Source organism: Boudabousia marimammalium (assembly GCF_001936115.1).
GTDB lineage: Bacteria > Actinomycetota > Actinomycetes > Actinomycetales > Actinomycetaceae > Boudabousia > Boudabousia marimammalium.
In genome coordinates, this window is sequence record NZ_MPDM01000002.1 from 86,020 (window position 1) to 112,281 (window position 26,262).

Consider the following 26,262-nt stretch of genomic DNA (forward strand, 5'->3'; position numbering starts at 1 on the left):
ATGAGGTAGTCCGCCTAGGTTTCAACGCGGGTCTGTCAGACCCCTTTTCTTTATCCATCTCGTCCATCATAACGGTTCTAAGCTCAGGTCGACAAAGATATTAGAGTTGGCGTCGTGTTGCCGTTGAGTTATTAGGCATTTCGTCCTAATGTTTAACTAATGTAAGTTGGCAGACTAATGGAGACTTAGCGTGACAATTCAAAGACGAAACTCAAAGCCGGACTCGTTCTCCTTTGTCCCCTCCCAGCAGGCACAGAAAATTCCCCCGCGCCCGCCGGTCGGACACGATGATCTTGAGGTGGCTCCGGCTTCAGAAGCTGCTATGCCAGAGACCTCCACACCTCAGACTCTTCCAAACTCGATTGATATTTCGCGTTCTGATCTCCCCCCTCTTCCCCCGGTACGTGTTGCCCCACCAACCTCCACCTATGTGCGCACCCGAACTAAAGCCACCACGGAGCGCGGCACTCTAGATGATGAGTCAATGGAGACTCTACATGGCGTGTCAGCAGCTATTGCACGCAATATGGAAGAATCCCTGCAGGTCCCCACCGCTACTTCTGCTCGCACCCTGCCAGTGCGTGTGATGATTGAGAACCGTCGATTGATTAATGCCCACTTGGCACGTACCACCGGCGGCAAGGTCTCCTTCACTCACTTGATTTCATACGCTTTGCTGGAAGCTATGATTGAGCACCCCGACATCAACGTGCGTTATGAGCTCAAAGACGGGAAACCCGCGATTCACCGAATGCCCCATATCGGCTTCGGTATTGCTGTCGATGTCCCCACCAGAAAAGGCCGCGCTCTATTGGTTCCCGTATTGCGTAAAGCCGACACTCTATCTTTTCCAGAGTTTTGGCGGGCTAGCCAGGACCTCATCGACCGAGCACGCGCAGGCAAACTCACCAATGATGACTTTGTTGATGGCACTGTCACTTTGACGAATCCTGGCGTCATCGGCACTGTCCATTCGGTGCCTCGACTGATGAAGGATCAGTCTTTGATTATTGGCGTAGGCGCCATGGACTTACCAGCAGAATGGGCTGGTGCTTCGATTAGGCAGCGTGCTCACGCTGGAGTTGGCAAGGTCATGACGGTGACCTCTACCTATGATCACCGCGTGATTCAGGGCGCACTATCGGGCATGTTGTTGCGTACCGTGGAGCTAAAGCTTACCGGCCAGGATGGCTTTTATGACCGTATCTTCGACTCGCTACGACTGCCGATTGAACCATTACAGTGGGCGCAAAACCATGACTGGGACGCCCACAATCAGATGGGTAAGTCAGCCCGAGTTTCCGGCCTCATCCATGCCTACCGTTCCCGCGGACACCTCGCTGCTGACACCGACCCGCTACACTACCGCGTGCGCCGTCACCCCGACCTACGCCTAGAACAGCATGGGCTTTCCATTTGGGATTTGGATACAGAGTTTCCTACCGATGGTTTCCGCGGCACTGACAGTCTGACTCTCCGCGAGATTCTTAGTCAGCTCCGTGACACCTACTCACGCTCGGCCGGGATTGAGTACATGCATATCCATGATCCGGCTCAGCGCCGGTGGATGCAAGATCGGATTGAACGTCCCTATGAGAAGCTCAGCACTGATCATCAGCGACGTATCCTCTCTACCTTGAACCAAGCGGAAGCTTTTGAAACCTTCTTGCAGACCAAATATCAGGGCCAAAAGCGTTTCTCCCTCGAAGGCGGTGAAACCCTAATTCCGATTCTAGAAAGCATCCTTTACCATAGCGCACAAGATGAACTGGATGGGGTGGCCATCGGGATGGCACACCGAGGACGTTTGAATGTACTAGCGAATATCGCCGGCAAGTCTTACGCACAGATTTTCCGAGAGTTTGAAGGCGGCACAAATCAGGACCTCTATGCAGGCTCAGGCGATGTCAAGTATCACCTCGGCACCGAGGGCACATACACGGCCTCAAACGGCAAGCAGACGGCCGTGTATTTGGCCGCTAACCCTTCCCATCTGGAAGCAGCCGACGGTGTCCTTGAGGGCATCGTTAGGGGCAAGCTTGACGCTTTGGGGACGGAGGCTTCGGTGCTCCCAATTCTGATTCACGGTGACGCTGCCTTCATTGGACAAGGTGTCGTCTACGAAACCTTGAATATGAGCCAGCTAGCCGCTTACCGGACCGGCGGTACCATCCATGTGATTGTCAATAACCAGATTGGCTTCACGACCGGCCCCACCTCGGCCCGTTCCACTAACTACTGCACGGACTTGGCCAAGGGCCTGCAAGTTCCCATCTTCCACATCAATGCGGACGACCCTGAAACTGCGGTACGGATTGCACATCTGGCTTATGACTACCGTCAAACTTTCAATAAGGACGTCATCATTGACATGGTTTGCTATCGTCGTCGCGGACATAACGAGGGTGATGATCCTTCGATGACACAGCCCGTTATGTATGGTCAGATTGATTCTCTCCCGTCGACTCGCGAAGTTTACACCCGCAACCTAATTGGGCGCGGTGATATTACCGAAGCACAGGCCTCCGCTGCCTTGGCGGAGTACAAGGAACATTTGAACGAGATCCTGACGCAGACCCGTGAAGAGGTCGAGAAGTCCGATCAGGGCAATGACTCCGCAGATATTGCAAACTCTACCACCGCTGTGCACGGTCTGGATAAACCGGATGCTCAGCTACCTGGTACTGCTCAAGTATTGGGCTGGCAGTCCGCGGTATCGCCTGATATTTTACGTCATATCGGATCAGCACATGTCAATGTGCCGGAAGGATTCTCCCCGCATCCGAAGCTACGTCAGCTGCTGGAGCGCCGCCAGAAGATGTCCACTGAGGGACACATTGATTGGGGCTACGCTGAGACTCTCGCCTTTGGTTCTTTGCTACTGGAGGGAACTCCGGTCCGTTTGGCTGGTGAAGATAGCCGCCGCGGCACCTTCGTGCAGCGGCACGCCGTCCTCCACGATCAAGAGACTGGCCGCGAATGGACGCCCCTGCAGAACCTAGCTGAAACACAGGGTAAGTTCTCAGTCTACGACTCTTCGCTTTCAGAATTCGCTCCAATGGCTTTCGAGTACGGCTACTCGGTAGAACGGCCAGACGCCCTCGTCCTGTGGGAAGCCCAGTTCGGTGATTTTGCTAATGGGGCACAGACCGTAATGGACCAGTTCATTTCTTCTGCAGAGCAGAAATGGGGACAGCGATCTTCCGTTGTTCTATTGTTGCCGCACGGCTTCGAAGGACAGGGTCCAGACCACTCCTCCGCACGCATTGAACGCTACCTACAGCTATGCGCAGAAGACAATATGCTGGTCACCCAACCCTCTACTCCGGCAAATTATTTCCATCTGCTGCGCACGCAAGCATATCAGCGTCCCCGTAAGCCGCTAATTGTTTTCACCCCGAAGCAGCTGTTGCGTTTGCCTGCAGCACAGTCCGCGGTGGCTGATTTCACCAAAGGAGGCTTCCTGCCTGTTATTGGTGAGCATGATGAACGCATCCTCGGCGATTTAGCACAGGTGAACCGCGTGCTACTTTGCAGCGGTCGAATCTACTACGATTTGTTAAAGGAACGCGAAGCGCGACAGGACTGGTCCACTGCAATTATTCGACTTGAGCAGCTGTACCCCTTAAATGTTGAGGCCATTAGCGCCGCTCTTACACCATTCGGTTCGGCTGAGCATGTCTGGGTCCAGGATGAGCCGAAGAATCAGGGAATCTGGTCTCACCTGGCTTTGAACCTACCTCACGAGGTCACAAATGGTCCGCTACGTGTCGTTTCACGACCCGCGGCCGCTTCCACCTCTACAGGTTCGCCGAGGGTGCATCGAACCCAAAATGCCGCCATCTTGAAAGCGGCGTTTGACCGCGATTAGTTCAGCACTGCCGTATGATAGGGGCATTGAACTAAAGCCAACAAGGAGTTGTCATGACCCGACTGATTATTCTTGGTGATGAGCTAGTCGCTGGAACCGGAGACATGCGTGGTTTAGGCTGGGTGGGCCGTGCCGTCGCACGCACAGAGTTTACTTCTGAAACTCACGTGATTAGTTTGCCAGTCCCACATGAGAATACCTCTGATTTGGCTGCTCGCTGGGAATCTGAGGTCATGCGCCGGCTAGGTCCTGATGACGAGCCACTCTACGCTGCTGTGGCGATGGGGGTTCACGATATTCCTGCTGGGATTGCGGGAGCTCGGACACGCTTGAATCTGGCCAATACGCTAGACGGGCTTTACAAGTTGGGGGCTCGTTGCATGCTGGTCGGGCCACCTCCACTGCCGGGTGTTGATTCAGCTTCAATTGAGGCGCTGGTTAAGATTGGTAAAGAGGTAGCCCACCGTCGTAACATCCCATGGGTGGACACGTACACTCCCTTGGTGAATCATGAGCATTGGCGCGCCGAGTTTCTAGAACCGGGGGCCAGCTACCCTGGCCAAAGTGGCTACGGATTACTAACTTGGGTGGTCCTACACGAAGGCTGGTACGAGTGGCTTTCTGCCTAGGCTCTCTAATCGTATGACTGATTAGAATTGCAGTAACCCCGCATTTTCATGCGGGGTTACTGCTTAAGTTTATTTATCACGCGTTGGGACGACGGCCATGATTAGCGGCGTTCTTCTTCCGTGCGCGACGTTTGCGACCACGCTTTGACATGATGCTCCTCCTCGTTCCATCGGCTCGCCGCCGACCATAAGGAGCGGTCTCGCGGCATTACAACCTCTTTAGTATCTCACAATCAGGCTCAAGCACAAACTGACTGGTCTAACTGTGTTCAAGTTAATCATCTCGGGTTCTTTGCGCGAAAGCGGATTTCTTGTTTAATTCTCAGTCTCAGACTAGCCGGAGCTTGCTGTACGCAGGCTGAACGCAAGATTTCCCGTAGATGCGCTTCCACGTCCACTGCATCTCGGCAGTACTGGCACTTATTGATATGCACATCTACGCGATGCTGAGGATCTTCGGAGAGCTGACCATCCATGTATGCAAAGAGGTTTTCCAGCACTTCCGCACAGTCTCCACTCTCGATACAGTCTTCGATTTTATCTTCACTCATTGTTGACCCCAATACCGTATTCAGAAGCTAAGTCCTGTAGTTGTTCACGCAGCTGCCTCCGCCCCCGATTTAACCGTGACATCACGGTACCAATCGGAATCTCAAGTGCCGCCGCAATTTCCTTGTACGACAATCCTTCAACGTCCGCTAGGTACACAACCATCCGTCGTTCTTCGCTCAGCGAATCCATTGCCTTCGCAATCTCATCTGAGGGAATTGCATTTAACGCTTCAGCTTCAGCTGAAACTAGGCCCGTCCCATCATGTTTGGCTGCCTCATAGAGCTGCCAATCTTCAACCGTGTCGGTTCCATTCCGCTGAGGGCTACGCTGAGCTTTGCGATAGGAGTTGATAAAGGTATTTTTCAAGATGCGATACATCCAGGCACGGAAATTAGTTCCTTGCTGATATTGTCCGAAGGCAGAGAAAGCTTTCGCATAAGCTTCTTGCACAATGTCTTCTGCATCTGCCGGGTTACGGGTCATCCGCAAAGCTGCAGAGTAGAGTGCATCGAGCATTGGCAAAGCTAGTTCCTCAAAGCTTCCATTCGAAGGAATCTCCGAGACTTCATTTTCGGCTAAGCTTCTTTCAGTTTCCATCAGTTAAGAGCCTACCGCCTTTCTGCTTTCCCTGACGTGTCAGAGTGCTAAACCCGATACAATAGCAACTGAAGCTAAGAATACACTCCTAGTTTCATCTACAGTTCAGCATACACAACCCGGGAATAACGCCATGAATATTTTAAGAACTTTGATTCGCCCCATGATAGCCGCTCCCTTCATTGCCGATGGTGTTGACGCGGTCCGTCGTCCGAAGGCGCACACCAAGAAAATGCAGCCCTACGCCCCACTGTTGCGCCGTTGCGGTTTGTCTTATGTAGCTGACAATCCGGTGTTGGCGACTCGAGTTACCGGTGTAGCTACCATTGTTGCCGGTAGCCTTTTGGCGGTTGGGAAGTTCCCCCGCACGAGCGCAGCCGTACTTACCGCGATTTCCATTCCAACCTCAGTTATCCAGACTTCTGCGGAGAAGACCACCGCAGATAAGATTTCTAGCGGCATCCATCGGGGCGCATTGACTGGCGCGATGGTTCTGGCAGCTTTGGATCGTCAGGGTGAGCCTTCCGTTGCCTGGCGAGCTTCCAACTGGATGAATCGTCAGCGCATTCTAGCTGCCGCTAAGTGGAACTCATTGCGAGATTCCGCAGAATCTGAGCTGGACGTCGCCCGCTCAAATGTTTCCGCTCTGCTCGGTTGAGCATTTCAGATTCGCTCTGGGAGGCACCTGCCGCCCGAGGTCCAGTTACTGGAAAGATTCGGGTTCCCGGCTCCAAGTCTTTAACTAACCGTGAAATGGTTCTCTCCACTTTGGCGGATGGTCCTTCCCTGTTGCGCGGCGCACTTTGGTCGCGCGATACGCAGCTAATGCTGGATGCCATCAAGTCCCTTGGCGCTAAAGCGAAGGTAGTTCTTCCTGACTCTACTTCAACCAGTAGAGTCGACATTGAGGTTAGCCCCGCGCATTATTTGTCTTGGCGTGCAAATACTGCGCAAGCCACCTCTGGCTGCGAACGCACAGGCAGCGCGATTACTTTAGCCGAGGTCGATTGTGGCCTATCCGGTACGGTCATGCGATTCATTCCGCCTCTGGCTGTGTCCCTAGGCGTTAGCGCCCGCTTTGACGGTGACCCGCAGGCTTATCTTCGACCACAGGCAACCCTGATTGACGCACTTCGGCAGCTCGGAGCCGTCATTGTGGAGCATGGTGATCCTGGATCTCTGCCTTTCACAGTGCAGATGCCCTCCGAATCAGCGCGACTTTCCTCTCCCGCTGAGAGTTTGACTACTCCCGTAGTCACTATCGACAGCTCCGGTTCTTCCCAGTTCGTTAGCGCTCTATTGTTGATCGGCGCTGCTCTCCCTCAGGGATTATTCTTACGTGCCCGCGGCAAACTTCCTTCCCTAGCCCACGTAGAAATGACGATTGACTGCCTGGCACAGCGGGGCGTCACAGTCCATCAAGTCAAATCTGGCTACCTTAACGAATGGAAAGTTGATCCCGCTCCGATAGCTATGCGTAGCGTCCGGCTGGAAACTGATTTATCCAACGCAGGCCCTTTCTTGGCCGCCGCAGCAGTGACCGGGGGTGAGGTCAGTATCTTAGACTGGCCCGAGCACACGACCCAAGCCGGTGACGCGTGGCGGGAGATTATGCCCCGATTGGGGGTAAAGATTAGCTGGGAGAACGGAACTTTAACCGCACGGGGGCCAGCTGGAGGCGCCTCCGCCCTGCATGGCATTGATTGTGACCTGTCGGCTTACGGAGAACTGACTCCCACCCTCGGCGCCATCTGTGCTCTCTCCTCTGAGCCGTCTCGGATTCGCGGGATTGGCCACTTACGTGGTCATGAAACCGACCGCCTTAAAGCGCTGGTTACCGAGGTTGAACGTCTGGGTGGCAGAGCCCGGGCCAGCAGGGACGAGATTGAGTTCCTCTCCCCCGTCACGAAGCCAGGAGTGGTGGAAAGCTATCATGACCACCGGATGGCGACTTTCGGGGCTATTCTAGGGCTTAAGCTACCTGGCCTGCGGGTAAGAGAGATTGAGACTACCGCGAAAACACTACCCGATTTTGTGCAGTTATGGAGCAGTTTGGAGGGGCTAGCATGAGCCGTCGTGATACTGGCACCGATGATCCTCGGGTGAAGGTGCGCCCGGGAAAGCGTTCTCGTCCGCGTTCTAAACTGCGTCCGGATTATTCTGATCGCCCAATTGGTCACGTGATTGGCGTGGACCGTGGCCGTTTCCGGTTGCGGATGGAATCTGGCGAGAATGTCGATGCGATTAAAGCGAAAGAGCTCCCTAAGGGTAGCGTCATTATTGGCGATCGAGTTCGCGTTACCGGTGATGTGTCAGGACGTCCCGATACCTTGGCGCGCGTGGTCGAAGTTTTGGAGCGGACCTCAGTTTTACGTCGCTCCAGTGAGGACCGCGATGTTCGCGTGGTGGAGAAAGCCATCATTGCTAATGCTGATTTGATGGTGATTGTGGTTGCTTTGGCTGATCCTCCGCCGCGTCCACGCATGATTGATCGGTGTTTGGTGGCGGCTTTCGCTGCGGGGATGGACACGCTGTTGTGCCTGACGAAAGCTGACTTGGGTGAGCCTGACGATTTACGGGTTCTCTATGAGCCTTTAGGGGTTCCCGTAATGGTGACCTCTTTAGCTGAGGGCACTGAGCAGGGCGTCTCCTTAGTGCGCGATTATCTGACTGACCACACATCTGTGTTGGTTGGACATTCGGGCGTGGGGAAGTCTACGCTTTTGAACGCGCTGATTCCAGGGGCGGGGCGTTCTACCGGCGCGGTGAATGAGGTGACGGGCCGAGGGCGCCATACCTCGACATCTGCAGTGGCGATGGAGCTTCCCGAGGGCGGATGGGTAGTTGACACACCGGGGGTGCGTTCTTTCGGCTTGGCCCATATTGATGTGGATACAGTAATTGCGGCTTTCCCGGACGTGGCCGAAGTGATTGATACGTGCCCGCGCGGTTGCACACATGAGGCTGACGCACCAGATTGTGCTTTGGATCCGTGGATGAAAGAAGCGGGCTTGGAAGAGCCGGAGAGGCTTCGCCGCGTGGCTCGCGTCGAGTCTTTACGACGGTTGTTAGCTTCACGAATTGATGAGCTAGATTCCTAGAGGTTTCGTGGACTTCGCTTAAATGTCCCGCGGCCCTTATAGGATTGATGGCATGAAGATTTTACACACCTCGGACTGGCATATCGGCAGAACGCTGCATGGCGCGGATCTCTCTGCCGCGCATGATCTGTTTTTCCAGGATTTGGAGCAGATCATTAAGGCCGAGGAAGTGTCAGTCCTCTTGGTCTCCGGCGACATTTTGGACCGCGCAGTGCCCTCTACACAGTCTCTGCTGCAGTTGGAGCGGGCGCTGGAATCTTTAAGCCATTTGTGTCCTGTGGTGATTGCGCCGGGAAATCATGACTCTGCGGCCCGGCTTGGGTTCCTTTCTTCTCAATTGCGTGATCGGGTGCAGATTATTGCGCGTGACAATCGTGTCGGCCGGGCCGTAGAAGTCACTGACAAGAACGAAACTGTATTACTTTATCCTCTGCCCTATCTTGATCCTGATATGTGGCGGGAGGTCCTAGCTGATGAGCTTGGCTCTGTCCTGCCCCCTGCTGAGGACGAGGGCGAGGGCGATCAGCTTCTCAGACTACCGCGCTCTCATGAGGCGGTGATGGCGGCTGCTTTGCGTCGCGTCGGTCGTGATTTGGATGAACGCAATATCTCCGCACAGGATGAACAGCGTCCGCCGGTGATTGTGATGGCTCACGCTTTCATTACTGGTGGCGCGGCTTCGGATTCTGAGCGTGATATTTCAGTCGGTGGCGTGGATAGTATTCCTGCTGCTGTGATGTTGAGTTTGGGTAATCCGACTGGCCTTCCTGATTTGCGTTTAAGCTATGTAGCCTTAGGCCATTTGCACCGCCCACAAATAGTAGCGGACCAGCCTAAGCTCCGCTATTGCGGGTCTCCAATTGCTTTTTCTTTCTCTGAAGCTGGGCAAAAGAAGTCTGTGCTGTTGCTAGAAACGGATGGACCAAGTATTTCTGCTCGTGAGGTTGAACTGTCTGTGTGGCGTGAAATCTACCGGCTTTCTGGTGCAATGAATGAAGTCATGTCTCACCAAAACGATCCGCAGATACGGGACGCCTTTGTTGAGGTGACCGTGACTGACACTGTTCGACCGGAGAGCTTCCACCAGCGGATTAAAGCATCCTATCCCCATGCGCTTGTGATTAGACACCTGGCGGAGCGCCCCGCCTTACCCTCGCATGCCCCAGCTTCAACTCAGGCAACTAGAGTTCAAGATGTGCTGGTGTCTTTCCTAGCAGATATGAAGGGCTCAGACCCAACTGAAGGGGAAGTGAAAGTTCTTCTGGATGCATACGATAGCGTACGGTCAGAAAGGAACAGCGGATGAGACTATTGAAACTTACTTTCGCCGGAATTGGTCCGTTCCCTGGAGAGCACACAATTGATTTTGAGTCTGCGGAGGACTCTGGACTATTTTTGCTGGAGGGCCCCACCGGTTCAGGAAAATCCACGATAATCGATGCAATCACCTTCGCCCTCTTCAACGATGTCGCTGGTGAGAAAGACTCATCAAAAGACCGGATCCGTTCCGATTTTTGCGCCCCTAGCGACGCTAGCTTTGTCCGCTTGACCTTCTCTGTTCCTCGCGGCACCTATGTGGTTGAACGTACCCCACAGTTTCTGAAACCGGGTAATAAGTCAGCCACCCCGGGTAAAGCCACCCTGTGGCGGGTGGATTCTGAGTCTGGAGTCTTAGAGCCAGTTGCTACCAAATCGAACCAGGTGGGCGCTGAGATGAGCCAGCTATTGCCTTTGAAAAAGGAACAATTCCTGCAAACGGTTGTGTTACCACAGGGCAAATTCAATACGTTCTTAAGCGCAGAAAGCGGGGAGAGAGAGAAAGTCCTGCGCACCATCTTTGGCACTGAAATCTACACTCTCATCATTGAAAAGCTCAAACAACAAGCCCATGAGTATCAAAAACAGATTGATGCCAGTGGCGCCTCTCTGGTCTCCGCATATGAATCTCTCCAAGAGTCTATTTCCGCGCTTAAGTTAAACCAACCAGTGCCGGAACTTGAAACACCTGATCTAGGAGCCTTGAAGCAGTACGCCAGCCCTCTGCTTTTTTCTGGAAGCCTAGATAATCTACAGGCTGAATTAGCCGCCCACGTGCAGCAGCTAGAAGATAGCGTAGAGAAATACAGTATTGCTGCCAATGAGAAAATGGATACGGCTAAAGTACGCCAAGACGAAGCTACTTCAGCTCATGAAGCGGGCAAGCGCCTAGTTAAGCTACTCAAACAGCGCGAAGAAGCTATCTCCCATCGAGAGGCGCTCGCCTCACAATCCACCGAGATTGAAAAGCAACGCCGCTCTCTGCAGCTTGCGCACCGGGCGGAGCTAGTACAAAAAGCCTTAACCCGAGAACAACGCGCTGAGACTAAGCAAAGAACAGCGTCAGAGGAATCTAAGAAGAAGCAAACGGCGTGGAATCAGTTCTTCTCCTCTGCCACCGGTAAAAAACTCACTTCACTCCGGCCTATGGTTGTGGCACGGGATGAAGAGAACCTAATTGAGCTAGAGCCGCTTTCCGCAACTGTTTCCTGCCCAGAAACTGCTGAACAGCTTGCCGGTAGCGGCTATCTTGAGCAAATTGCTGAGAGCCTTTTAACGGCTAAACAGGTCGAATCCGAAGTTGCTTCTTTAGAGAAACAAATCAAACAAGCTGAAGTTGAAAACGGCCAACAACTGGATTCATTAAAAGAGCTGGAGGCAAAACTCAAACAGCTACCCGACCAGCTCACCAAAGCAAAGGAGCTCCGCGAGTCCCTTACGCAACAAAGCAGCCAGGTACAGGCTTTGGAGCTCACGGTAGACAAGCTCCAGGAAGTCGAAAAACTCTTCAAAGAGCTCGGCTCCACGCAGACTCGGGAAGCCAAAGCCGAAAAGCAGTTCAAGACAGCCGAGGCAGCTCTGGTGGAAGCTGATGCGCAGAAGAAATTAGCTCAGACCATCTGGGAAGAAGGAGCGGCAGCTCGCCTTGCCAAGGAGCTGGACGAGGGAGCTCCCTGCCCGGTCTGCGGTTCCAAGGCCCACCCGTCCCCTGCCGAAGGCCAAGCAGATTCTTGGGAAGAAGACACCTACAAGGCAGCCCAAGAGCGTCTCGACAAAGCCCTTGCTGAGTGGAACCAGCGCAAAACTGAGCTGGATACAGCGAAAGCACAAGAAGCAGAGCTAAGGGCCCGCATCGGAGAGCGCAAAGCAGCAGACACCTTAACTCTCCTCTCCGAAGCTCAAGAAAATCTGACGCGAGCCCACCGCGCAAAAGAACAACTCCCTGAAGCTGAAGCTACCCAAAGCCGCCTAGAGGAAGCATCCCAGAAGCTGGCTACACAAATCAGCCAGCTACGAGGGCTATCTCAAGCCCAAACTCGAAAGGTCAAAGCCTTAACTGCGCAAAAAGAAACGGCCACCAAGGCACTATCTGCATGGCTTTCCCCTTTCAGTAAGGTTAGCGAAGCACAAAAATCACTCAACCAAGCCACTGAAGCGCTAAGTGAATACCGTAAAGCCGAAGCGAACCAGAAGCAGGCTGAGAATAGTTTGGCGGAAGCCCAGGCGGAGAGCCGTTCTGAACTGTTAGAGTCACCCTTCAAAACCACTGAAGAAGCCCAGGCGGCTCGGTTAACCGCCAGTAAACTGACTGAACTTGAGGAAGCCATCAAGACCTACGACGCCGATCTAGCTAAGACTTTAGGAGTTCTAGAATCAGAAGAAATCATGGCTCTGCCCAAGGACATTACCCCTCCGGATCTAGCGGAACTAGCCGAAGCTACCCAGAACGCTCAGAAACAGTATCAGGAAACCTCCAGTCTAGCCGGCACTGTCGTGACACTGACGCAGCAGGCAAAGCAAAATACCGACCGCTTCCAAGAGCGTTTCCAAGAACTCGCAGACTACTATAAGCAGAATCAGGAGCTTCTCAGGGTCAGTGCCCTAGCCCAAGGCAGAGGCTCTGAAAATGATGAGTCCACTTCCCTCTCAACCTATGTTTTGCTCTCTCGTTTAGAAGACATCTTGGCACACGCAAACCCGATTCTGTCGCAGATTTCGGGCGGCAGATACCAGCTAGCCCGGACACACAAAGAATCACGTCAGCAGTCTCGCTCAGCTGGCTTAGGGCTAGAGATTATTGACCATCAGACCGGCCACCAGCGTTCCACCAAGACACTATCTGGAGGTGAAGGGTTCTACACTTCACTATCTCTCGCTCTTGCTTTGAGCTCAGTAGTGACTTCAGAAGCCGGCGGGATCAACATAGAGACCATGTTTATTGATGAAGGATTTGGCACTCTCTCACCCGAGTATCTAGACCAAGTAATCAGTGAGTTGCACAAGCTCTCCAAAGGTGGAACCACAATCGGCTTGATTTCCCATGTTAAAGAACTACAAGAACGCATCGCTGACCGGATTACCATCCGCACCAACATGGATGGACACTCCACTTTAAAAGTCAGCTTCTAAGGCAAATCAGGACTGCTGAAAAGTCCTAATAATCCGCATCCGCTCAGAGGCGTCATACCAAGCTAATGAGGTCTCAGAGAGCTCCTCCCAAGCGGATTCGTCTCCCTGGGCAGTTTGCGTTACTAACGTCTCTACGCCCTCGTCATCAATCAAGATAGAGGCAACCTGCTTCCAACAGACTGGGGAAAGTAACTGGATGGAACCGAAATCCTCCGCATCCGCATCCGAAACCTGATCCGGCTCCACCTCAGCTGCCACCACCATCCGGCGGCCAAGCCAATCGTTGCCTTCCAACACCACCGAAGCCATCGCGGCATAATCAGAAGCCAACTCTTCGCACTCCAGCTCACCATAACCATACTCTTCACCCAAAGCGAGTATTCGAGGGGTCACAGCATAGGCTAAGCCCGGTTCAATCCGAGTGGCAGACAGAACAGTTAACGAAGCAGGAATATAGATACGCACGTCTCTATCTTGTCACGAACTGCGCAGAAGTGGAACCGAACTAGCCGTGGCGACGCCAAAAAGCCCAGCGGAAGGCTCTTTTCGCTGGCATGCTAGCCTCATCCGAGAGCAGGCTGATCAAGTCTTGTATAGCAGTTAAGGATCTCTCACTCTTACGCACCTCAGGCAAAGCTACCCCCTGTAGCAAAGCTGTTGGTATCGCTTCGTCCTCCCAAATCAGTAAAAGCGGACGCCCTCCAGACAAGGGTTCCACGATGCTTCGGATCTCCGCTTCAGCTGCTGGGCCGCTGCTAGCTGAGCTAACCCGGTTCACTACCAAAACCTCTTCCTCGCAGGGGCTATCCTCCAGCAGTGCCACTAGACGAGATATTCCAACCGGGTTGCCCGGGGCAACAGTTACTACCTGGTCGGCGGCAGCAACTATCCTCGCGGTAATGGTCTCACGTGCAATAGCAACATCAAAGTCATCTGATTCATCCGGTAACCAGGCAGCGGTATCAACGATTACATAATCAGCCAGTTTGCGCGCCTCATCCAATACCGCTGTGAGATCCTCAGGGTGCACCTCACGCCACCTCTCTGCCCGGGAAATACCTGAAAGCAACAGTGAATCAGGTCCCGTAGCATGCAAGAGTCGAGACAAAGTATGAATATCCAGACGGCCGCGTGAAGCCATTCGGCAAGCCACCGCAATTCCTGCCCATTCCGGTCTTGCTCCCGCCATTAGCCCTAAAGACGGAGCAGATAGGTCACCGTCAACGATAATCACCTTCTTACCGCTTCGTCCCAGCTCAATACCGGTCAGCAAGGCTAAAGTCGAACGGCCCGGAGCCCCCTCGGTCCCCCGCACCGCAACTACTCGTCCCAAAGGCTTAACATCCGCTGCCAAAGCAACGCTATCGTATTCTTCTGCAGCGTTCTCTAGCTGAGTGAAAGGCAGTACAGAATCATCAGCCGCATTCGCTCCCCCTGCACGTCGAGAAGGAAAACGTGTAGCTAACTTCTTTTTCTGAGCGGATTCTTCAATGCCCTCATCAAAAGGATCCATACTCAGTAAGTCAGCCACATGATCATCTTCTAGCTGTGCAGGGCTGATAACAGTACCGCTTGCAGCTTCAGTCGGCTGAATCGATGCCCGGAGATCTTCCAAACCCTCCAGACCCGTCACAATAGAACCCGCATTCGCTTGGGTTATCACCAGTGATACACCCATATCTGTGAGCTCAGTAGCACGCTCGGCGGCCCCCAAAGCCACCACGTCTAAACCGTCATTTAGCAAATCCGAAACCACCGCACGTGAAAGCTCAGCGGTATCCTCAAGCACGGCGATGGATCCTAATCCTGCAGTCGCTGCCGCGGTTAACTCAATCAAATCCGCACAGCGCCGAGCTACAGCGAAATACGGGTGAGCCTGCAGAAGCTGAACTAGATCAGCCTCCAGCTCGCCTTCGAGACACAATAAAACTGTTCTCTCAACCATCATGACTTCCTATTTGCGATGGGTGGGGACAAGAATCAACTGTTTGTCCGCACCGATTGCATCAATAACGGAGCCGAGGGACCCTTTCGGTACTGCAATCTCAACTTCATTACCGGCATTGACCCCAATACTGGTCTTCCCCTGTCGAATATCCATCACGACTGCCTCAGCAGAAAGCAAAGAAGACTGCTCCTGTTCTTGATCGACGCCACCCCTTGCTTTAACTACAGCCCAGACCTGGACGAGATCTCCCACCTGTGTCTGCGCTGGCAGAGGCTGCTTTGGCGAAACCACAATACGCGAATAGTCTTGAGGAGTACTCGATAAGGAAGCGACCGGAATCAGCTCACCTGCTCCAACTGATCGAGTCAAAGTCTTCCCTACCGGGCTATCTGGCGCAGACGCATAGATAGGGTCACCTGGAACCCTGATATCTACGATCCGGATATCAGATTCCGAAACAGTGGCCCCAGCAGCAAGAGGTTTTGCCGCAATATAGGCAGAAGTTCCAGCAGAAATGCTCTGAAATAGCCACGCCCCCAACAAAGCAGATATAACCACTAAAAATACGCCGGCAAGAAATCTACGGTCACGCAGCAATCGGGCCTTACCGACCCCGATTTCAGTAGCACTATTGTTCTTCATGCGTTCAGCATTTCATAAATGTCTGGTATTTCTCAGCAGTTTTCCAAAATTGGTTAGTTATCCACAGGACTTTTTGTTGTAGTCGCAAACTTATGCACAATTATGAGGATCAAGTTGATATCGGGCGTATTCGTGTCATCATTGAACTATGACACGTTTTCTCACTCTTGCTGATGTCTCAGAACAACTCTGCATTACGCCTGCGGCAGCGCGCAGTTTAGTGCTATCCGGTGAGCTTCCCGGCATTCAAATTGGCGGCCGTAAGCTGTGGAGAGTCGAAGCTACAGAGCTAGAAAACTACATCCAAAGGCTCTACGCCCAGACTAGGGAAAAAGTAGAAAACGGTAGTTTCCGTGACGAAGCATAGCGGTGATCTATTGACGCCTTCTCGCAGGTAGCGAAACTGCCAGCAGAGCACTTTTTTGTAAGGTGAGGAGACTGCGTTGCTGATCCACTAAAAAATCAACCCAGTCATCTCCAGCAGCGACCATCTCTCCCAACCAGTCACCTCTGCGAGAAATCCAGCGGACTTTTGCACGTCTTCGCACCATTTCCCTGATTATCGAGTTCAAAGTAACCCGGCTCTCAATCTGATTTAGAGGACGATGCGCTCTTCCTAAGCGAGACACTGCAGCCAGGCCAGACACTGGAACCAGGTAATCTCTTTCCTCACCATGTCCAAGTAGCCAGTCAGGCCCTACCCTTGCTACCGTCACGCTAATTACTGTGCCATCAAGCAAGAACAACTCAACAATTCCACCTCGGACAGAAGCTAAACGCTCACAGAGGGAAATCGAAGCCTTTTCAGCTTCTAATAGCTCGGCTTTCAGAGCGTCGCCTTCAACCCTCAACTGAGCTTCAAACTGGCTTTCTAGGTCAAGAAAAACTGCATCAATATCCATAGCGACATTATGACATATCCACAACCAAGAAAACCCTATTGACATCAAACACTATCAAATGACATCATAAGCATTGTTTAATCGAACCATGTTATGGAGTCACAATGAATACAAGTCTGCAACATTCTCAAACAGACGGGGGACCATTCAAACGCGCCGCCATTATTTCCGCTCCCCCGTTGCTGTTACTGGCAAGCGGGGCTGCACTGTACCGAACCATACTGAGCACAGATTTCTCCTTCCTTCCCCAAAGCGCAGCAGACTTCAATCTCATCGTGCTGACCATTGTCCTCACTACAGGGTTAGGGATTGCCCTGTGGCAAACTCTCTGGTTGCTGATCGCGCTCTACGCTAGAGCCTCTGATTCAATCACGGCTGCAAACCTAGTTCGAAACCGCGGACCCAAGTGGATAAATCTGCTACTTGCGTCTTCACTAAGCCTAGGAACAGCTTGTGGAGGTTACGCCACTGAAATCCAGGCAGCCGCGTCCACAGTTTCCGATACCTCAAACTACCAGGCATTGGAAGTGCTACAAACTGATCCCACAACAGATTTAACCCTCGCGAACAATCCGAGCTTCCGAGTCTCTGACCTTAGGTGGGGTGCAGCTCCCGAAATCTCACTAGGACAAACTAAATCAGTTGAAATAGTCGCAGCACCAGAGCTCTCCACCTACACGGTACAAACAGGAGATTCACTGTGGAAAATAGCCAAATCACATCTCGCAACTTTAGGCGAAGCAAAAAGCAATCATCACGTCCATCAGTACGTACTAGAAATCTACCGGGAAAATCGCGCAGTAATCGGCGTGAACCCGAATCTAATCATTCCTGGAACGCAACTTGCTCTACCAACCTTGAAGGAGGCTGCAAAATGAGCATCACTGTGGAAGCTGTCCCCTCTCTGATTCCAGTCGGCAGCAAAAGGTCTCCCATTCAAATAGGGAACCAATCGTGTCACGTTCGGCGAGCGCGCGGAGAGTTCGCACGAAGCCATGGCCCGGCAGAGCTAGCCCTCTTCCCCGCTACGAATATTGAGTCTCTTCCGGACCGAGGGTGGGATCCGCAGCCAGATGAGCAACCCCTAGTACCGCATCCCACCCAATGGGCTAAGGGCATCACCCGAATCATCTTCGAATGCATCATGGGGCGACGTGATTACAGCACAGTGAGGCAATGGATACACCCCTATGTGCTGCGACGTCTCGAAGCACTCAACCGAGACTGGGATAAAGCAGAAATCAAACGCGCCGGCGGCCTAATGAAAGTAGGCCCGATTAATCTCTGCCTGCCACGTCCAGGAATCGTCGAAATCTCTACCACCGTAACGATGGCGCAGAAAATTCACGCGGTAGCAATCCGCATGGAAATCATCCGTCGCAGATGGGTCGTCACCGCCGTGGAAACCCGCTAACAGAACTACTTCTTACGTTTCTTCTGCGCGCGACGTTGAGCCCGGTTCAGACCCTGTTCAGCGGGTCGGCTAACCTGCACACCAGTAGCAGAGGAAGCCGAACCATCGTGCTCACTGGGCCCTGAAGTGGTTACATTCTTGGGAGCTGCATGGCGCTGAATCAAAGAAGGATTAGCGAAAGTTGCTTTCGGCTTCGGGTGCTCAGCCGCTTCAGCCGAAACCTCACCCTGCTCCACAGCGGCCCGCTGAGCTTCAGCTTCTTGAGCCATTCGCGTCTCCGTGGCGCGCAGGTTATTCACCGCGACAAAGAGCTGCTGAACCGTGTCCTCACGAATCGCCTTCATCATGGAGGTAAACATGTGAGCACCCTCAGAAGAATACTCAACTAGCGGGTCACGTTGAGCCATCGCGCGCAGACCAATGCCTTCCTTCAGGTAGTCCATCTCGTACAGATGCGCGCGCCAGAGACGATCCACGTTGTTCAACAATACAATCCGTTCAAGTTCAGCCATCGGCTCTTCACCGAACTGTGACTTCGTGAACTCTGATTCGCTCACATAGTCTTCTGCCTCAATGTAGGCATCACGTAGTTCTTCCAGTAGTGCATCACGAATATCGCGGGCAGACACATCGTGTTCTTCCTCGGCACGAGTCAAAAGAGCCTTCAACCCATCACTAGGCTCAAAGAAGGAAACCAACGTACCCCTCAACTGGTCCAGCTCCCATTCGCGCGGGTCAGGATCGGAGGCACTTTCCGCAATCAAAGAGTCAACGAAAGCTTCAATGAAGAAATCCATCTGATTGCTCAGGTCTTCACCTTCCAGCACCCGCCGGCGCTGCGAGTAAACCATTTCGCGCTGCTCAGTCATCACGTCGTCATACTTCAAAACATTCTTACGAATGTCACGGTTACGGCTCTCCACCGAAGCCTGTGCTGAAGCAATCGACTTAGAAATCACCGACATTTCCAGCGGTTCATCCTCAGGATAGCTAGAAGACTGCATGATGGAACGGGCCATGCCAGAAGCGAAAAGATTCATCAGCTCATCTTCCATCGACAGATAGAAGCGGGATTCACCAGGGTCGCCCTGACGTCCAGAACGGCCACGCAGCTGATTATCGATGCGTCGCGACTCATGACGCTCCGTGCCCAGCACGTAAAGACCGCCTAATTCCACAACTTCATCATGTTCAGCCTGGACCGCATCCTCGGCATCCTTCAGGGCTTGAGGCCAAGCGGCCTCGAACTCATCGGGGGTCTCATTCGCGGTCAACCCCTGAGCTTTCAAATTAGCGATTGCAATATGCTCGGCGTTACCACCCAGCATAATGTCGGTGCCACGACCAGCCATATTGGTAGCTACAGTAACTGCACCCTTGCGACCAGCCAAAGCTACGACAGCGGCTTCAGATTCGTGCTGCTTAGCGTTCAAAACAGTGTGCGGGATACGCTCTTGACGCAACAGCTGCGACAGATACTCAGAGTTCTCAACTGAAGTAGTACCCACCAGAACCGGCTGCCCCCTACGGTGACGTTCCACAATGTCAGCCAACACTGCACGATATTTACCGGCCGTAGTCGGGTAAATCAAATCTTCCTTATCCTGACGAATCATCGGCTTATTCGTCGGAATCGGGACCACACCAATCTTGTAGGTTTCCGCGAACTCCGCTGCTTCAGTTTCAGCGGTACCGGTCATGCCCGAACGGGAACCCTCCGGGTAGAGACGGAAGTAGTTCTGCAAAGTAACTGTAGCTAAAGTCTGGTTCTCTGCCTTGATCTCCACGCCTTCTTTGGCTTCAATCGCCTGGTGCATGCCCTCGTTATAACGACGGCCCGGCAACACACGCCCAGTGTGCTCATCAACAATCAAGACTTCACCCTTGGAAACGATGTAGTCTTTATCGCGCTTGAACAGCTCCTTAGCCTTAATAGCGTTATTCAAGAAACCAATCAGCGGCGTCCAGGCAGCTTCGTAGAGGTTATCGAAACCAAGCTGGCGTTCCACCTCATCGATGCCTTCTTCCAGCACCCCGACAGTGCGCTTCTTGCGGTCAACTTCGTAGTGGACATCCTCCTCAAGACCATCTACCAGTTTTGCAAAGGTCAGATACCATTCATCATTGGAGCCATCTGCCGGACCTGAAATGATCAGCGGGGTACGGGCCTCATCAATCAAAATCGAGTCAACCTCATCGACGATGACGAAGTTATGTCCGCGTTGCACCAAATCCTCTTTCGCGGTGGCCATGTTGTCACGAAGGAAGTCAAAGCCCATCTCATTGTTGGTGCCATAGGTGATATCGCAGTTGTACTGCTGACGGCGCTGGGCGGGAGTCTGACCAGCCATAATACAACCGGTAGTCATCCCCAAAAAGCGGAATACTCGACCCATCAGTTCTGACTGGTAGGAAGCAAGGTAATCATTCACGGTAACTACGTGAACACCCTTGCCCTCAAGAGCGCGCAAATATGCGGGCAAAGTAGCGACCAGTGTCTTACCTTCACCAGTTTTCATTTCCGCAATATTGCCGTAATGCAAGGCGGCGCCACCCATAATCTGCACATGGAAATGACGAAGCCGTAAAGTCCTCGCGGAAGCTTCACGCACTGTCGCGAAAGCCTCAACCAAAAGATCATCCAGGCTTTCACCCTCGCTCAAACGGTGCTTGAACTCTTCAGTCTTCCCGGCAAGTTCTTCATCGCTAAGCAGTTTGAAATCCTCTTCCAGAGCATCAACTTGGTTAGCAATAACTTCGAGCTTCTTAAGCGTCTTACCTTCACCAAAACGCAGAATCTTATTACCTAAGCTCGAAAGCTTACTTCCAATTCCCACCGGGTTCTCCTTACAGAAAAAAAACTGTTTACACCTAAATCTTAACCAGTCTACGCAAAAGTCGCCGCCCTATTTGACTCATTCACTCTCAGCAGAGTGCAATGCGGGGTGTGAAACCTCATCGTTTCACACCCCGCATCGACTACTTTTTGTTAAGAAACCCGATGACAGCTAGTCAGCAACCACCGTGTTCAACCGCAGCACGCCGTAGGTCCAGCCATGACGATGGTAGACAACGCAGGGCTGCCCGGTCTCAATATCAATGAACAGGAAGAACGGGTGGCCGACCAACTCCATCTGATACAGAGCCTGATCGACTGTCATCCGGTCCGCCTCATGAAGCTTCTGCCGTACAACAACCGGAGAATCTCCCAGCTGTTCTTCCACCGCCTCGCCTACTTCCTGAGGCACCGTCATCGACTCCTCATTCCTAGGGGCAGCTGAGAACAACTCATCTTCAGGCATAGTAATATCCACTGCACCCAAATCCACCGGGCTGTCCTTCTGGTAGCGGCGACGATGATCTTTAATCCGGTCGCGGGCCCGACGTAGACGCTCATAGAGCTTACCGACAGCTAGATCCAAAGCTGCGTAACGATCAGAAGAATTCGCTTCAGCGCGAATCACTGGACCCTTGCCAAATACCGTAATTTCGACGCGCTCGGCAGTGTCAGCCTGACGCGGATTACGTTCATGAGTCAGTTCCACGTGGACTGCCGTAGCACCCCGATAAAACTGGCTTACTTTAGACACCTTCTCTTCCACATATTCACAGAAATTCGGATGAATCTCGGCGTTGCGGGCGGTAATGTTGATGTCCATAATTTTCTCCTTGAGAGCTTAGAAAGATTAACGATAAACAACAGCGTCTTTGCTGCTGCACCTAGAAAGTTCCACCACCCCTTTCTCGCTGCATTCAGCGCCTATAGGATCCTTATTCCTCACATCATACCGTAGTGGCATACGTCTCACTGTAAAATCTTTAGGTATTTCGCTGGAAGAAAGATAACCATTCAACCGACAGTGGCCGCCTGAGTTGAAGCACAAGCTACCGCAACGGCTACCACTGCGGCGCCAGCTCCGCGAAGAGCGTTCACACACCCTTTCAAAGTGCCACCCGAAGCAACCACGTCATCTATTAACACCACACGAGCAGAATGCGGCAAAACCCCATCAAATGCACTGATTTGGCCACTGCGGAGGTTTCTCTGCGCCGCAGACCGGCCGGCTTGACTCCCTCGTAAAGCGGAAAGCTGGAGAGCGCAGACCACCTCAACCCGACAGCTCTCCCCCAGTTGTCTGGCTATCTCCACCAAGGACTTCGCCACCTCATGCGACAATTCGGCAGCCACATACCTGCCTGACCAGCGCCGTGCCAAACCCGAAGGTGCCGGCACCACATACAGAGCTCCGCGACAGTCAATCGACTCCCACAAGCGCTCAGCCAAATACTGACCGACCACCTCAGTCCACTTCTGCGGGTCAGCTTGCCCGTCATGCTTCGCAGACAAAACACAAAGCCGTGCCACTGCCCGGTAGCGGGCAGCTGCCACAAAAGTAGAGACCTTCAACAAATCAGCATAAAAACCCTTCTCCACACCGCCAGAGATGACCTCACTAAAACAGCACTCACACAGCTGCTCTCCCTCGGCCCCGCAACCCAAGCAAAGTGAAGGAAACAACAGACTCAACAGCAAACGCAAGCCGACACCAAACTGGCGAAACAGTGCTCGCACAAAAACGATTACTCTCATGCTCCCAGCAGAGCAGAAAAGCGCAAAGAAATCGCCTTAAGAAAAGTCAGGTCGGGGAAAACAGATATCCACAACTCGTCCCATATCAGCCGGAAGTTGCCACCGCGGAAACATTGCGCCCCACCGGAATCCAATGCCGACCATCCAACTGGAACAGCACATTATCATCGGTTACCACATACAAACGACGCGCCCCAATGGCAGCCACAAAAGCCCGAGACTTCGGATAAGCCGGCTCCTGAGAACGCAAACCACCCAAAGGCCAAGACAGAATCGAGGCCTCACCCGACGCTTCGGAGCGCAACAAGATTGCAGCGGCAGTCGCAGAAGTCCACGCCGGCAAAATCAAAGAATCATGAGGTAGCGGCACAGAAGCAATCAGATCAACAGAAACAGGTACACCCCTGTCGTCACGGTTAATCCGCACCAAATCCGCCGCCCGAGTATCCCCACCCCGGGTAGCAATCGCATGCACGCCGGCCGGGCTGACCACAAAACTCAACAGCTGATCAGTCGTATAACTAACCGGAACGCGGACGCTCTCACCGCTTGCCCTCACGGCAGTCACAGCACCAGACTGCTTCGTGGGCACCCAAATCCAGTTCGCATAATCAATACTGGGGGCACCCACGTACTCCGCACTCAAAAGCTGCCGCGGTGACTGATTCTCAGAAATCGTCCAAAGCTCCCGCTCCGCATTCACAAAAGCTACCGGACTGCCCTTAATCGGACCGCGCGCCGGAGAACTAATCTCCAAATCCCCCGCTTTATCTGCAGACAGCAACACTGTGTCTCCACTCAAAGTACGCAGATTATTGTCTGATACCACCAAGACCTCAGTGCCGGAATAAGCAGGACCTGCCGGAGGTGAAACTGTCACTAGGTTATCGTTCAAAGTAACTTTCACCGAGGTTACCGAAGGCAACTGGCTTAAGGTCGCAGAAATCTGCCACTGCAACAAAGATTGAGCCTCATCCGGTGGTGTCGCATCTGGCACCTGAAGGTTAACTAAGGCTTGGCCATTTTCCACTGCAACAGTACGCGAAGGCAAAGAAGTGCCCGCTGGCAGCGCGGTCGCCACGGATGAACCCAAGTCCGCGGAAGGGCCGTCCAAAAGATGCTGAGTCAGATAGGTGACCGTCTTAGACTTTGGTACCCAGCGTAAATCTGGAACCAAAATGGTTTTATCCGGTGACAGATAGTAGATCGGCAACCGCTGATAGGAGGCATCAAAAGTCCCCTGAGAGATAGTAATACCTGCAGGTAGCTCCGAGATGCGCCACTCCCCTTCCTCGTCTTGAGCGAAGCTGAAGGTGCCAACCAGCTTCCCGCCCGGGGAACCAACCTGAAACTGCCCCGAAGCGTCAACCTGTCCAGTGGCGGCAATCGTCAGCTGGGCTTTCTCTTGGGTTTCGCTGAAACCAATTTCTGGGACCTGATCATTGCCGTAGATACGAATGCTGCGCTCAGGTTCCCAGCCGCGGCGCGCGGTAGAGAGCAGGTACTGACGAGCTGCTTCAAAGTCATTATTGGTCGCCCCCGCGCTACAAGCAGCCATGAAACCGCGCATAATATCCAGCTGGCTAGAGCCTTTTCGTGGTAACGGTGCAGTCTGCATCGAGCGCCCTTCTGGGGGCAGATCACCTTCAGAAACATGAACTGAGCCGGAGCTAGGAAGAGAGCCGCAGGCGGACAGTAGTAAGGTTCCAACTAGGGTAATCACCAGCGCAAAGGACTTGCGCCGAGAGGGACGCTGCGTTCTCATTCCGACTCCTCCGGTTCCTCATCATCTAGCGGGTAGTCAGCCAAATAGTAATCAGGAAGCTGCACTGTGAGCTCAGGATTTTCCTCTTCGGTCGGGCCACCTGGGACGTCCTCAGGCCAGATTGACAAAGCTCGCATCCCCACAATTGCGCCGTGCCGAACCGGAATTGTCATCATAAAAGCCGACCCGACCCCGACCACGCCGTAAGCTTCAAGCAGGCCATCATGGACGTTGACATCTTCCTTCGCGATGGCCAGTCCCAGGCCAGTTCCACCAGTGGTTCGTGCCCTTGCTGGGTCCGCGCGATAAAACCGATCGAAAACCCGGTTCACCACTTCTGGGCTCATCCCAATACCAGCATCGAAGACACGGACAGAAACACAATCTAGCTGTTTAGCGATAGTAATGGTGACACGGGAGTGGTCTGCATGCTCGATAGCATTTACCAGCAGGTTACGAATCACGCGTTCAATACGGATCTCATCCATTTCGGCTCGCACCGGGCTTTGCGGGGCGTCGAGGGTGACTTCCACCCCAAGCTTCTGAGCGAGGGTATCCGCATTCTCGATGACTCTTTCCGTAACGGCAATAATGTCTTGATATTCAAAATCCGGTATGGTTGCCTGCGCGTCGTAGCGACTGATTTCCAGCAGATCAGCCAGCATCGTATCGAAACGATCAATTTGTTCGTGCAGGAGTTCAGCGGAGCGTTTCGCACCGGCAGGTAATGTGTCGCGCTGGTTGTAGATAACTTCTCCCGCCATCTTTATGGTGGTGAGCGGGGTACGTAGCTCATGTGAGACATCAGAAACGAACTGCTGCTGTAGTTTCGCCAGCTCATCATATTCGGCGATGGTGGTTTCTAGAGATTCAGCCATTCCGTTGAAGGAACGGCCCAAGACAGCCAGCTCGTCCTCTCCCTTGACCTCTACGCGAACCTGGAAGTCTCCTGAAGCTAGCTCCCGCGTAGCCTCAGCGGTACCACGCACGGGACCTAGCACACGGTAGATAATCAGCCAGACCAGCAAAGCCAAGACGAACAGCAAAACAATTGACCCACCAATCACGGTACGGAGCATAGTGTCCACTGTCCGGGCTTCAGATTGTAAGCTGTAGACTAGGTACATTTCGTAGTCACCGGCAGTCGGTACCGTAATTCTTTGCCCAATCACAATGCCGGGAGATTTCAAACCGTCAGGGTTAGTGACTTCCACGGACTGCCAGAACTGACGGTTTTTGGTGTCCTTTTCCACCCGGGCACGGAGCTCAGTGGAAACCAGTTCAACTAAGGACCGATCTGGATCAATCACTTCGTTGATAGAGCTAATACTCTCCGTGCGCGGAGCCCGCAAGAGTAGAACACCTATGGCCCGCGCCCCCAAAGCATTGTTACGAGCAGAAGAGACAACGGATACGGCAAGTTGCTGAGCCTGATCAATAGTACTGATGGTAGCTTCAGAGAAACTCCGGTCAGCTACCGCGAAGCGAATCGCCGCGTCTGCTTCAACCTGGCTAACCCGCTCATTGAAAACATCAGCCCGAATATGGCTGGAAATGAACACCGACAACCCGGAGACCATCAAGGCACCTAAAACCGTCAGCAGGATTGAGGTGCGCACCGGCAAAGAACGATTGAAAAGATTAACTATCGGGTTATGCCTTAGGAAGAATCTAATCCGCCTCCTGCCCTTCCTTTGAGAGCTCTGATTAAGGGGAGGATCCGCAGGAATCACACCAGATTTCTTGAATGCCTGCATCACATGCAGGGCACCAGTGGATGCCGGTGGTTCAGCCATAACAGCTA

General features: G+C 53.0%; 22 protein-coding genes. 10 read left to right on the plus strand and 12 right to left on the minus strand.

Features of this window, described 5'->3' with window-relative positions:
• Positions 1-190 precede the first annotated feature (190 nt).
• On the plus strand, positions 191-3,871 hold the full coding sequence (locus BM477_RS01995) for a multifunctional oxoglutarate decarboxylase/oxoglutarate dehydrogenase thiamine pyrophosphate-binding subunit/dihydrolipoyllysine-residue succinyltransferase subunit (protein ID WP_245792811.1): 3,681 nt from the start codon (positions 191-193) through the stop codon (positions 3,869-3,871).
• 53 nt (positions 3,872-3,924) lie between these two features.
• Positions 3,925-4,500, plus strand: a complete 576-nt coding sequence (locus BM477_RS02000) for a GDSL-type esterase/lipase family protein (protein ID WP_075361008.1) — start codon at positions 3,925-3,927, stop codon at positions 4,498-4,500.
• Between the two features lie 76 nt (positions 4,501-4,576).
• Here BM477_RS02000 and BM477_RS08605 read toward each other — a convergent pair whose 3' ends face one another.
• The 3 genes from BM477_RS08605 to BM477_RS02010 form a co-directional block, all read right to left on the minus strand.
• The gene (locus BM477_RS08605; RefSeq protein WP_418214809.1) at positions 4,577-4,651 is read right to left on the minus strand and encodes a 50S ribosomal protein bL37; all 75 of its coding nucleotides are present in this window, start codon (positions 4,649-4,651) and stop codon (positions 4,577-4,579) included.
• 127 nt (positions 4,652-4,778) lie between these two features.
• A complete protein-coding gene (rsrA, locus tag BM477_RS02005) occupies positions 4,779-5,051 on the minus strand; it encodes a mycothiol system anti-sigma-R factor (RefSeq protein WP_075361009.1) in 273 nt (90 codons plus the stop codon).
• The gene (locus BM477_RS02010; protein ID WP_075361010.1) at positions 5,044-5,649 is read right to left on the minus strand and encodes a sigma-70 family RNA polymerase sigma factor; all 606 of its coding nucleotides are present in this window, start codon (positions 5,647-5,649) and stop codon (positions 5,044-5,046) included. The genes rsrA and BM477_RS02010 overlap by 8 nt, the downstream gene beginning before the upstream one ends.
• A 133-nt stretch (positions 5,650-5,782) precedes the next feature.
• On the opposite strand from BM477_RS02010, the gene BM477_RS02015 reads away from it, so the two are divergent.
• From BM477_RS02015 to BM477_RS02035, 5 genes are read left to right on the plus strand one after another with little or no spacing between them, the layout of a single operon-like run.
• Positions 5,783-6,307, plus strand: a complete 525-nt coding sequence (locus BM477_RS02015; RefSeq protein ID WP_075361011.1) for a DoxX family protein — start codon at positions 5,783-5,785, stop codon at positions 6,305-6,307.
• Positions 6,304-7,719, plus strand: coding sequence for a 3-phosphoshikimate 1-carboxyvinyltransferase (gene aroA, locus BM477_RS02020; RefSeq protein WP_075361012.1), 1,416 nt, complete (start codon positions 6,304-6,306; stop codon positions 7,717-7,719). Before BM477_RS02015 ends, aroA begins: the two co-directional genes overlap by 4 nt.
• Positions 7,716-8,750 (plus strand): ribosome small subunit-dependent GTPase A, encoded by a 1,035-nt coding sequence (gene rsgA, locus BM477_RS02025; protein ID WP_075361013.1) that lies wholly within the window; start codon positions 7,716-7,718, stop codon positions 8,748-8,750. The genes aroA and rsgA overlap by 4 nt, the downstream gene beginning before the upstream one ends.
• 52 nt (positions 8,751-8,802) lie before the next feature.
• Positions 8,803-10,056 (plus strand): exonuclease SbcCD subunit D, encoded by a 1,254-nt coding sequence (locus tag BM477_RS02030; RefSeq protein WP_075361199.1) that lies wholly within the window; start codon positions 8,803-8,805, stop codon positions 10,054-10,056.
• On the plus strand, positions 10,053-13,196 hold the full coding sequence (locus BM477_RS02035) for an AAA family ATPase (RefSeq protein ID WP_075361014.1): 3,144 nt from the start codon (positions 10,053-10,055) through the stop codon (positions 13,194-13,196). Before BM477_RS02030 ends, BM477_RS02035 begins: the two co-directional genes overlap by 4 nt.
• 6 nt (positions 13,197-13,202) lie before the next feature.
• Here the strand turns inward: BM477_RS02035 and BM477_RS02040 are convergent, their stop codons facing one another.
• Genes BM477_RS02040 through BM477_RS02050 form a run of 3 tightly spaced genes read right to left on the minus strand, consistent with a single transcriptional unit; the run spans position 13,203 to position 15,786 of the window.
• Positions 13,203-13,661 carry a DUF6912 family protein gene (locus BM477_RS02040; RefSeq protein WP_075361015.1) on the minus strand — a complete coding sequence of 153 codons (459 nt, stop codon included), beginning with the start codon at positions 13,659-13,661 and terminating at the stop codon, positions 13,203-13,205.
• A gap of 40 nt (positions 13,662-13,701) precedes the next feature.
• Entirely contained in the window at positions 13,702-15,144 is a 1,443-nt protein-coding gene (locus BM477_RS02045; protein ID WP_143230174.1) for a CpaE/TadZ family protein, read from the minus strand.
• Between the two features lie 6 nt (positions 15,145-15,150).
• Positions 15,151-15,786 carry an SAF domain-containing protein gene (locus BM477_RS02050; protein WP_075361017.1) on the minus strand — a complete coding sequence of 212 codons (636 nt, stop codon included), beginning with the start codon at positions 15,784-15,786 and terminating at the stop codon, positions 15,151-15,153.
• Positions 15,787-15,934: 148 nt separating this feature from the next.
• Between BM477_RS02050 and BM477_RS02055 the strand changes: the two genes are divergently transcribed.
• Entirely contained in the window at positions 15,935-16,153 is a 219-nt protein-coding gene (locus BM477_RS02055; RefSeq protein WP_075361018.1) for a helix-turn-helix domain-containing protein, read from the plus strand.
• A 7-nt stretch (positions 16,154-16,160) separates the two neighbouring features.
• On the opposite strand, the gene BM477_RS02060 is transcribed toward BM477_RS02055, so the two are convergent.
• Positions 16,161-16,688, minus strand: a complete 528-nt coding sequence (locus BM477_RS02060; RefSeq protein WP_075361019.1) for a hypothetical protein — start codon at positions 16,686-16,688, stop codon at positions 16,161-16,163.
• 104 nt (positions 16,689-16,792) lie between these two features.
• On the opposite strand from BM477_RS02060, the gene BM477_RS02065 reads away from it, so the two are divergent.
• Both BM477_RS02065 and BM477_RS02070 read left to right on the plus strand, forming a co-directional pair.
• A complete protein-coding gene (locus tag BM477_RS02065; RefSeq protein WP_075361020.1) occupies positions 16,793-17,566 on the plus strand; it encodes a LysM peptidoglycan-binding domain-containing protein in 774 nt (257 codons plus the stop codon).
• A complete protein-coding gene (locus BM477_RS02070; RefSeq protein ID WP_075361021.1) occupies positions 17,563-18,102 on the plus strand; it encodes an Rv3235 family protein in 540 nt (179 codons plus the stop codon). Before BM477_RS02065 ends, BM477_RS02070 begins: the two co-directional genes overlap by 4 nt.
• Before the next feature lie 5 nt (positions 18,103-18,107).
• Here BM477_RS02070 and secA read toward each other — a convergent pair whose 3' ends face one another.
• The 5 genes from secA to mtrB all read right to left on the minus strand — a co-directional run bounded on the left by secA (position 18,108) and on the right by mtrB (position 26,254).
• Positions 18,108-20,939 carry a preprotein translocase subunit SecA gene (secA, locus tag BM477_RS02075; RefSeq protein WP_245792813.1) on the minus strand — a complete coding sequence of 944 codons (2,832 nt, stop codon included), beginning with the start codon at positions 20,937-20,939 and terminating at the stop codon, positions 18,108-18,110.
• A gap of 171 nt (positions 20,940-21,110) precedes the next feature.
• A complete protein-coding gene (gene hpf, locus BM477_RS02080; RefSeq protein ID WP_075361022.1) occupies positions 21,111-21,761 on the minus strand; it encodes a ribosome hibernation-promoting factor, HPF/YfiA family in 651 nt (216 codons plus the stop codon).
• A gap of 191 nt (positions 21,762-21,952) precedes the next feature.
• Positions 21,953-22,693, minus strand: coding sequence for a ComF family protein (locus tag BM477_RS02085; protein ID WP_075361023.1), 741 nt, complete (start codon positions 22,691-22,693; stop codon positions 21,953-21,955).
• A gap of 85 nt (positions 22,694-22,778) precedes the next feature.
• Positions 22,779-24,458, minus strand: a complete 1,680-nt coding sequence (locus tag BM477_RS02090; protein WP_075361024.1) for an LpqB family beta-propeller domain-containing protein — start codon at positions 24,456-24,458, stop codon at positions 22,779-22,781.
• Positions 24,455-26,254: an MtrAB system histidine kinase MtrB gene (gene mtrB, locus BM477_RS02095; RefSeq protein WP_075361025.1), complete on the minus strand. Its 1,800-nt coding sequence runs from the start codon at positions 26,252-26,254 to the stop codon at positions 24,455-24,457. The genes BM477_RS02090 and mtrB overlap by 4 nt, the downstream gene beginning before the upstream one ends.
• Positions 26,255-26,262: the final 8 nt, after the last annotated feature.

Bases quoted from the DNA above. Each gene is read 5' to 3' on its own strand.
- hpf (WP_075361022.1), bottom strand. From the start codon at position 21,761: ATGGACATCAACATTACCGCCCGCAACGCCGAGATTCATCCGAATTTC.
- BM477_RS02070 (WP_075361021.1), top strand. From the start codon at position 17,563: ATGAGCATCACTGTGGAAGCTGTCCCCTCTCTGATTCCAGTCGGCAGC.
- BM477_RS02085 (WP_075361023.1), bottom strand. From the start codon at position 22,693: ATGAGAGTAATCGTTTTTGTGCGAGCACTGTTTCGCCAGTTTGGTGTC.
- BM477_RS02050 (WP_075361017.1), bottom strand. From the start codon at position 15,786: ATGAAGAACAATAGTGCTACTGAAATCGGGGTCGGTAAGGCCCGATTG.
- BM477_RS02000 (WP_075361008.1), top strand. From the start codon at position 3,925: ATGACCCGACTGATTATTCTTGGTGATGAGCTAGTCGCTGGAACCGGA.
- BM477_RS02030 (WP_075361199.1), top strand. From the start codon at position 8,803: ATGAAGATTTTACACACCTCGGACTGGCATATCGGCAGAACGCTGCAT.
- BM477_RS02015 (WP_075361011.1), top strand. From the start codon at position 5,783: ATGAATATTTTAAGAACTTTGATTCGCCCCATGATAGCCGCTCCCTTC.
- BM477_RS02055 (WP_075361018.1), top strand. From the start codon at position 15,935: ATGACACGTTTTCTCACTCTTGCTGATGTCTCAGAACAACTCTGCATT.
- BM477_RS02065 (WP_075361020.1), top strand. From the start codon at position 16,793: ATGAATACAAGTCTGCAACATTCTCAAACAGACGGGGGACCATTCAAA.
- BM477_RS02060 (WP_075361019.1), bottom strand. From the start codon at position 16,688: ATGGATATTGATGCAGTTTTTCTTGACCTAGAAAGCCAGTTTGAAGCT.
- rsgA (WP_075361013.1), top strand. From the start codon at position 7,716: ATGAGCCGTCGTGATACTGGCACCGATGATCCTCGGGTGAAGGTGCGC.
- BM477_RS02035 (WP_075361014.1), top strand. From the start codon at position 10,053: ATGAGACTATTGAAACTTACTTTCGCCGGAATTGGTCCGTTCCCTGGA.
- BM477_RS02090 (WP_075361024.1), bottom strand. From the start codon at position 24,458: ATGAGAACGCAGCGTCCCTCTCGGCGCAAGTCCTTTGCGCTGGTGATT.
- BM477_RS02010 (WP_075361010.1), bottom strand. From the start codon at position 5,649: ATGGAAACTGAAAGAAGCTTAGCCGAAAATGAAGTCTCGGAGATTCCT.
- BM477_RS02045 (WP_143230174.1), bottom strand. From the start codon at position 15,144: ATGATGGTTGAGAGAACAGTTTTATTGTGTCTCGAAGGCGAGCTGGAG.
- mtrB (WP_075361025.1), bottom strand. From the start codon at position 26,254: ATGGCTGAACCACCGGCATCCACTGGTGCCCTGCATGTGATGCAGGCA.
- rsrA (WP_075361009.1), bottom strand. From the start codon at position 5,051: ATGAGTGAAGATAAAATCGAAGACTGTATCGAGAGTGGAGACTGTGCG.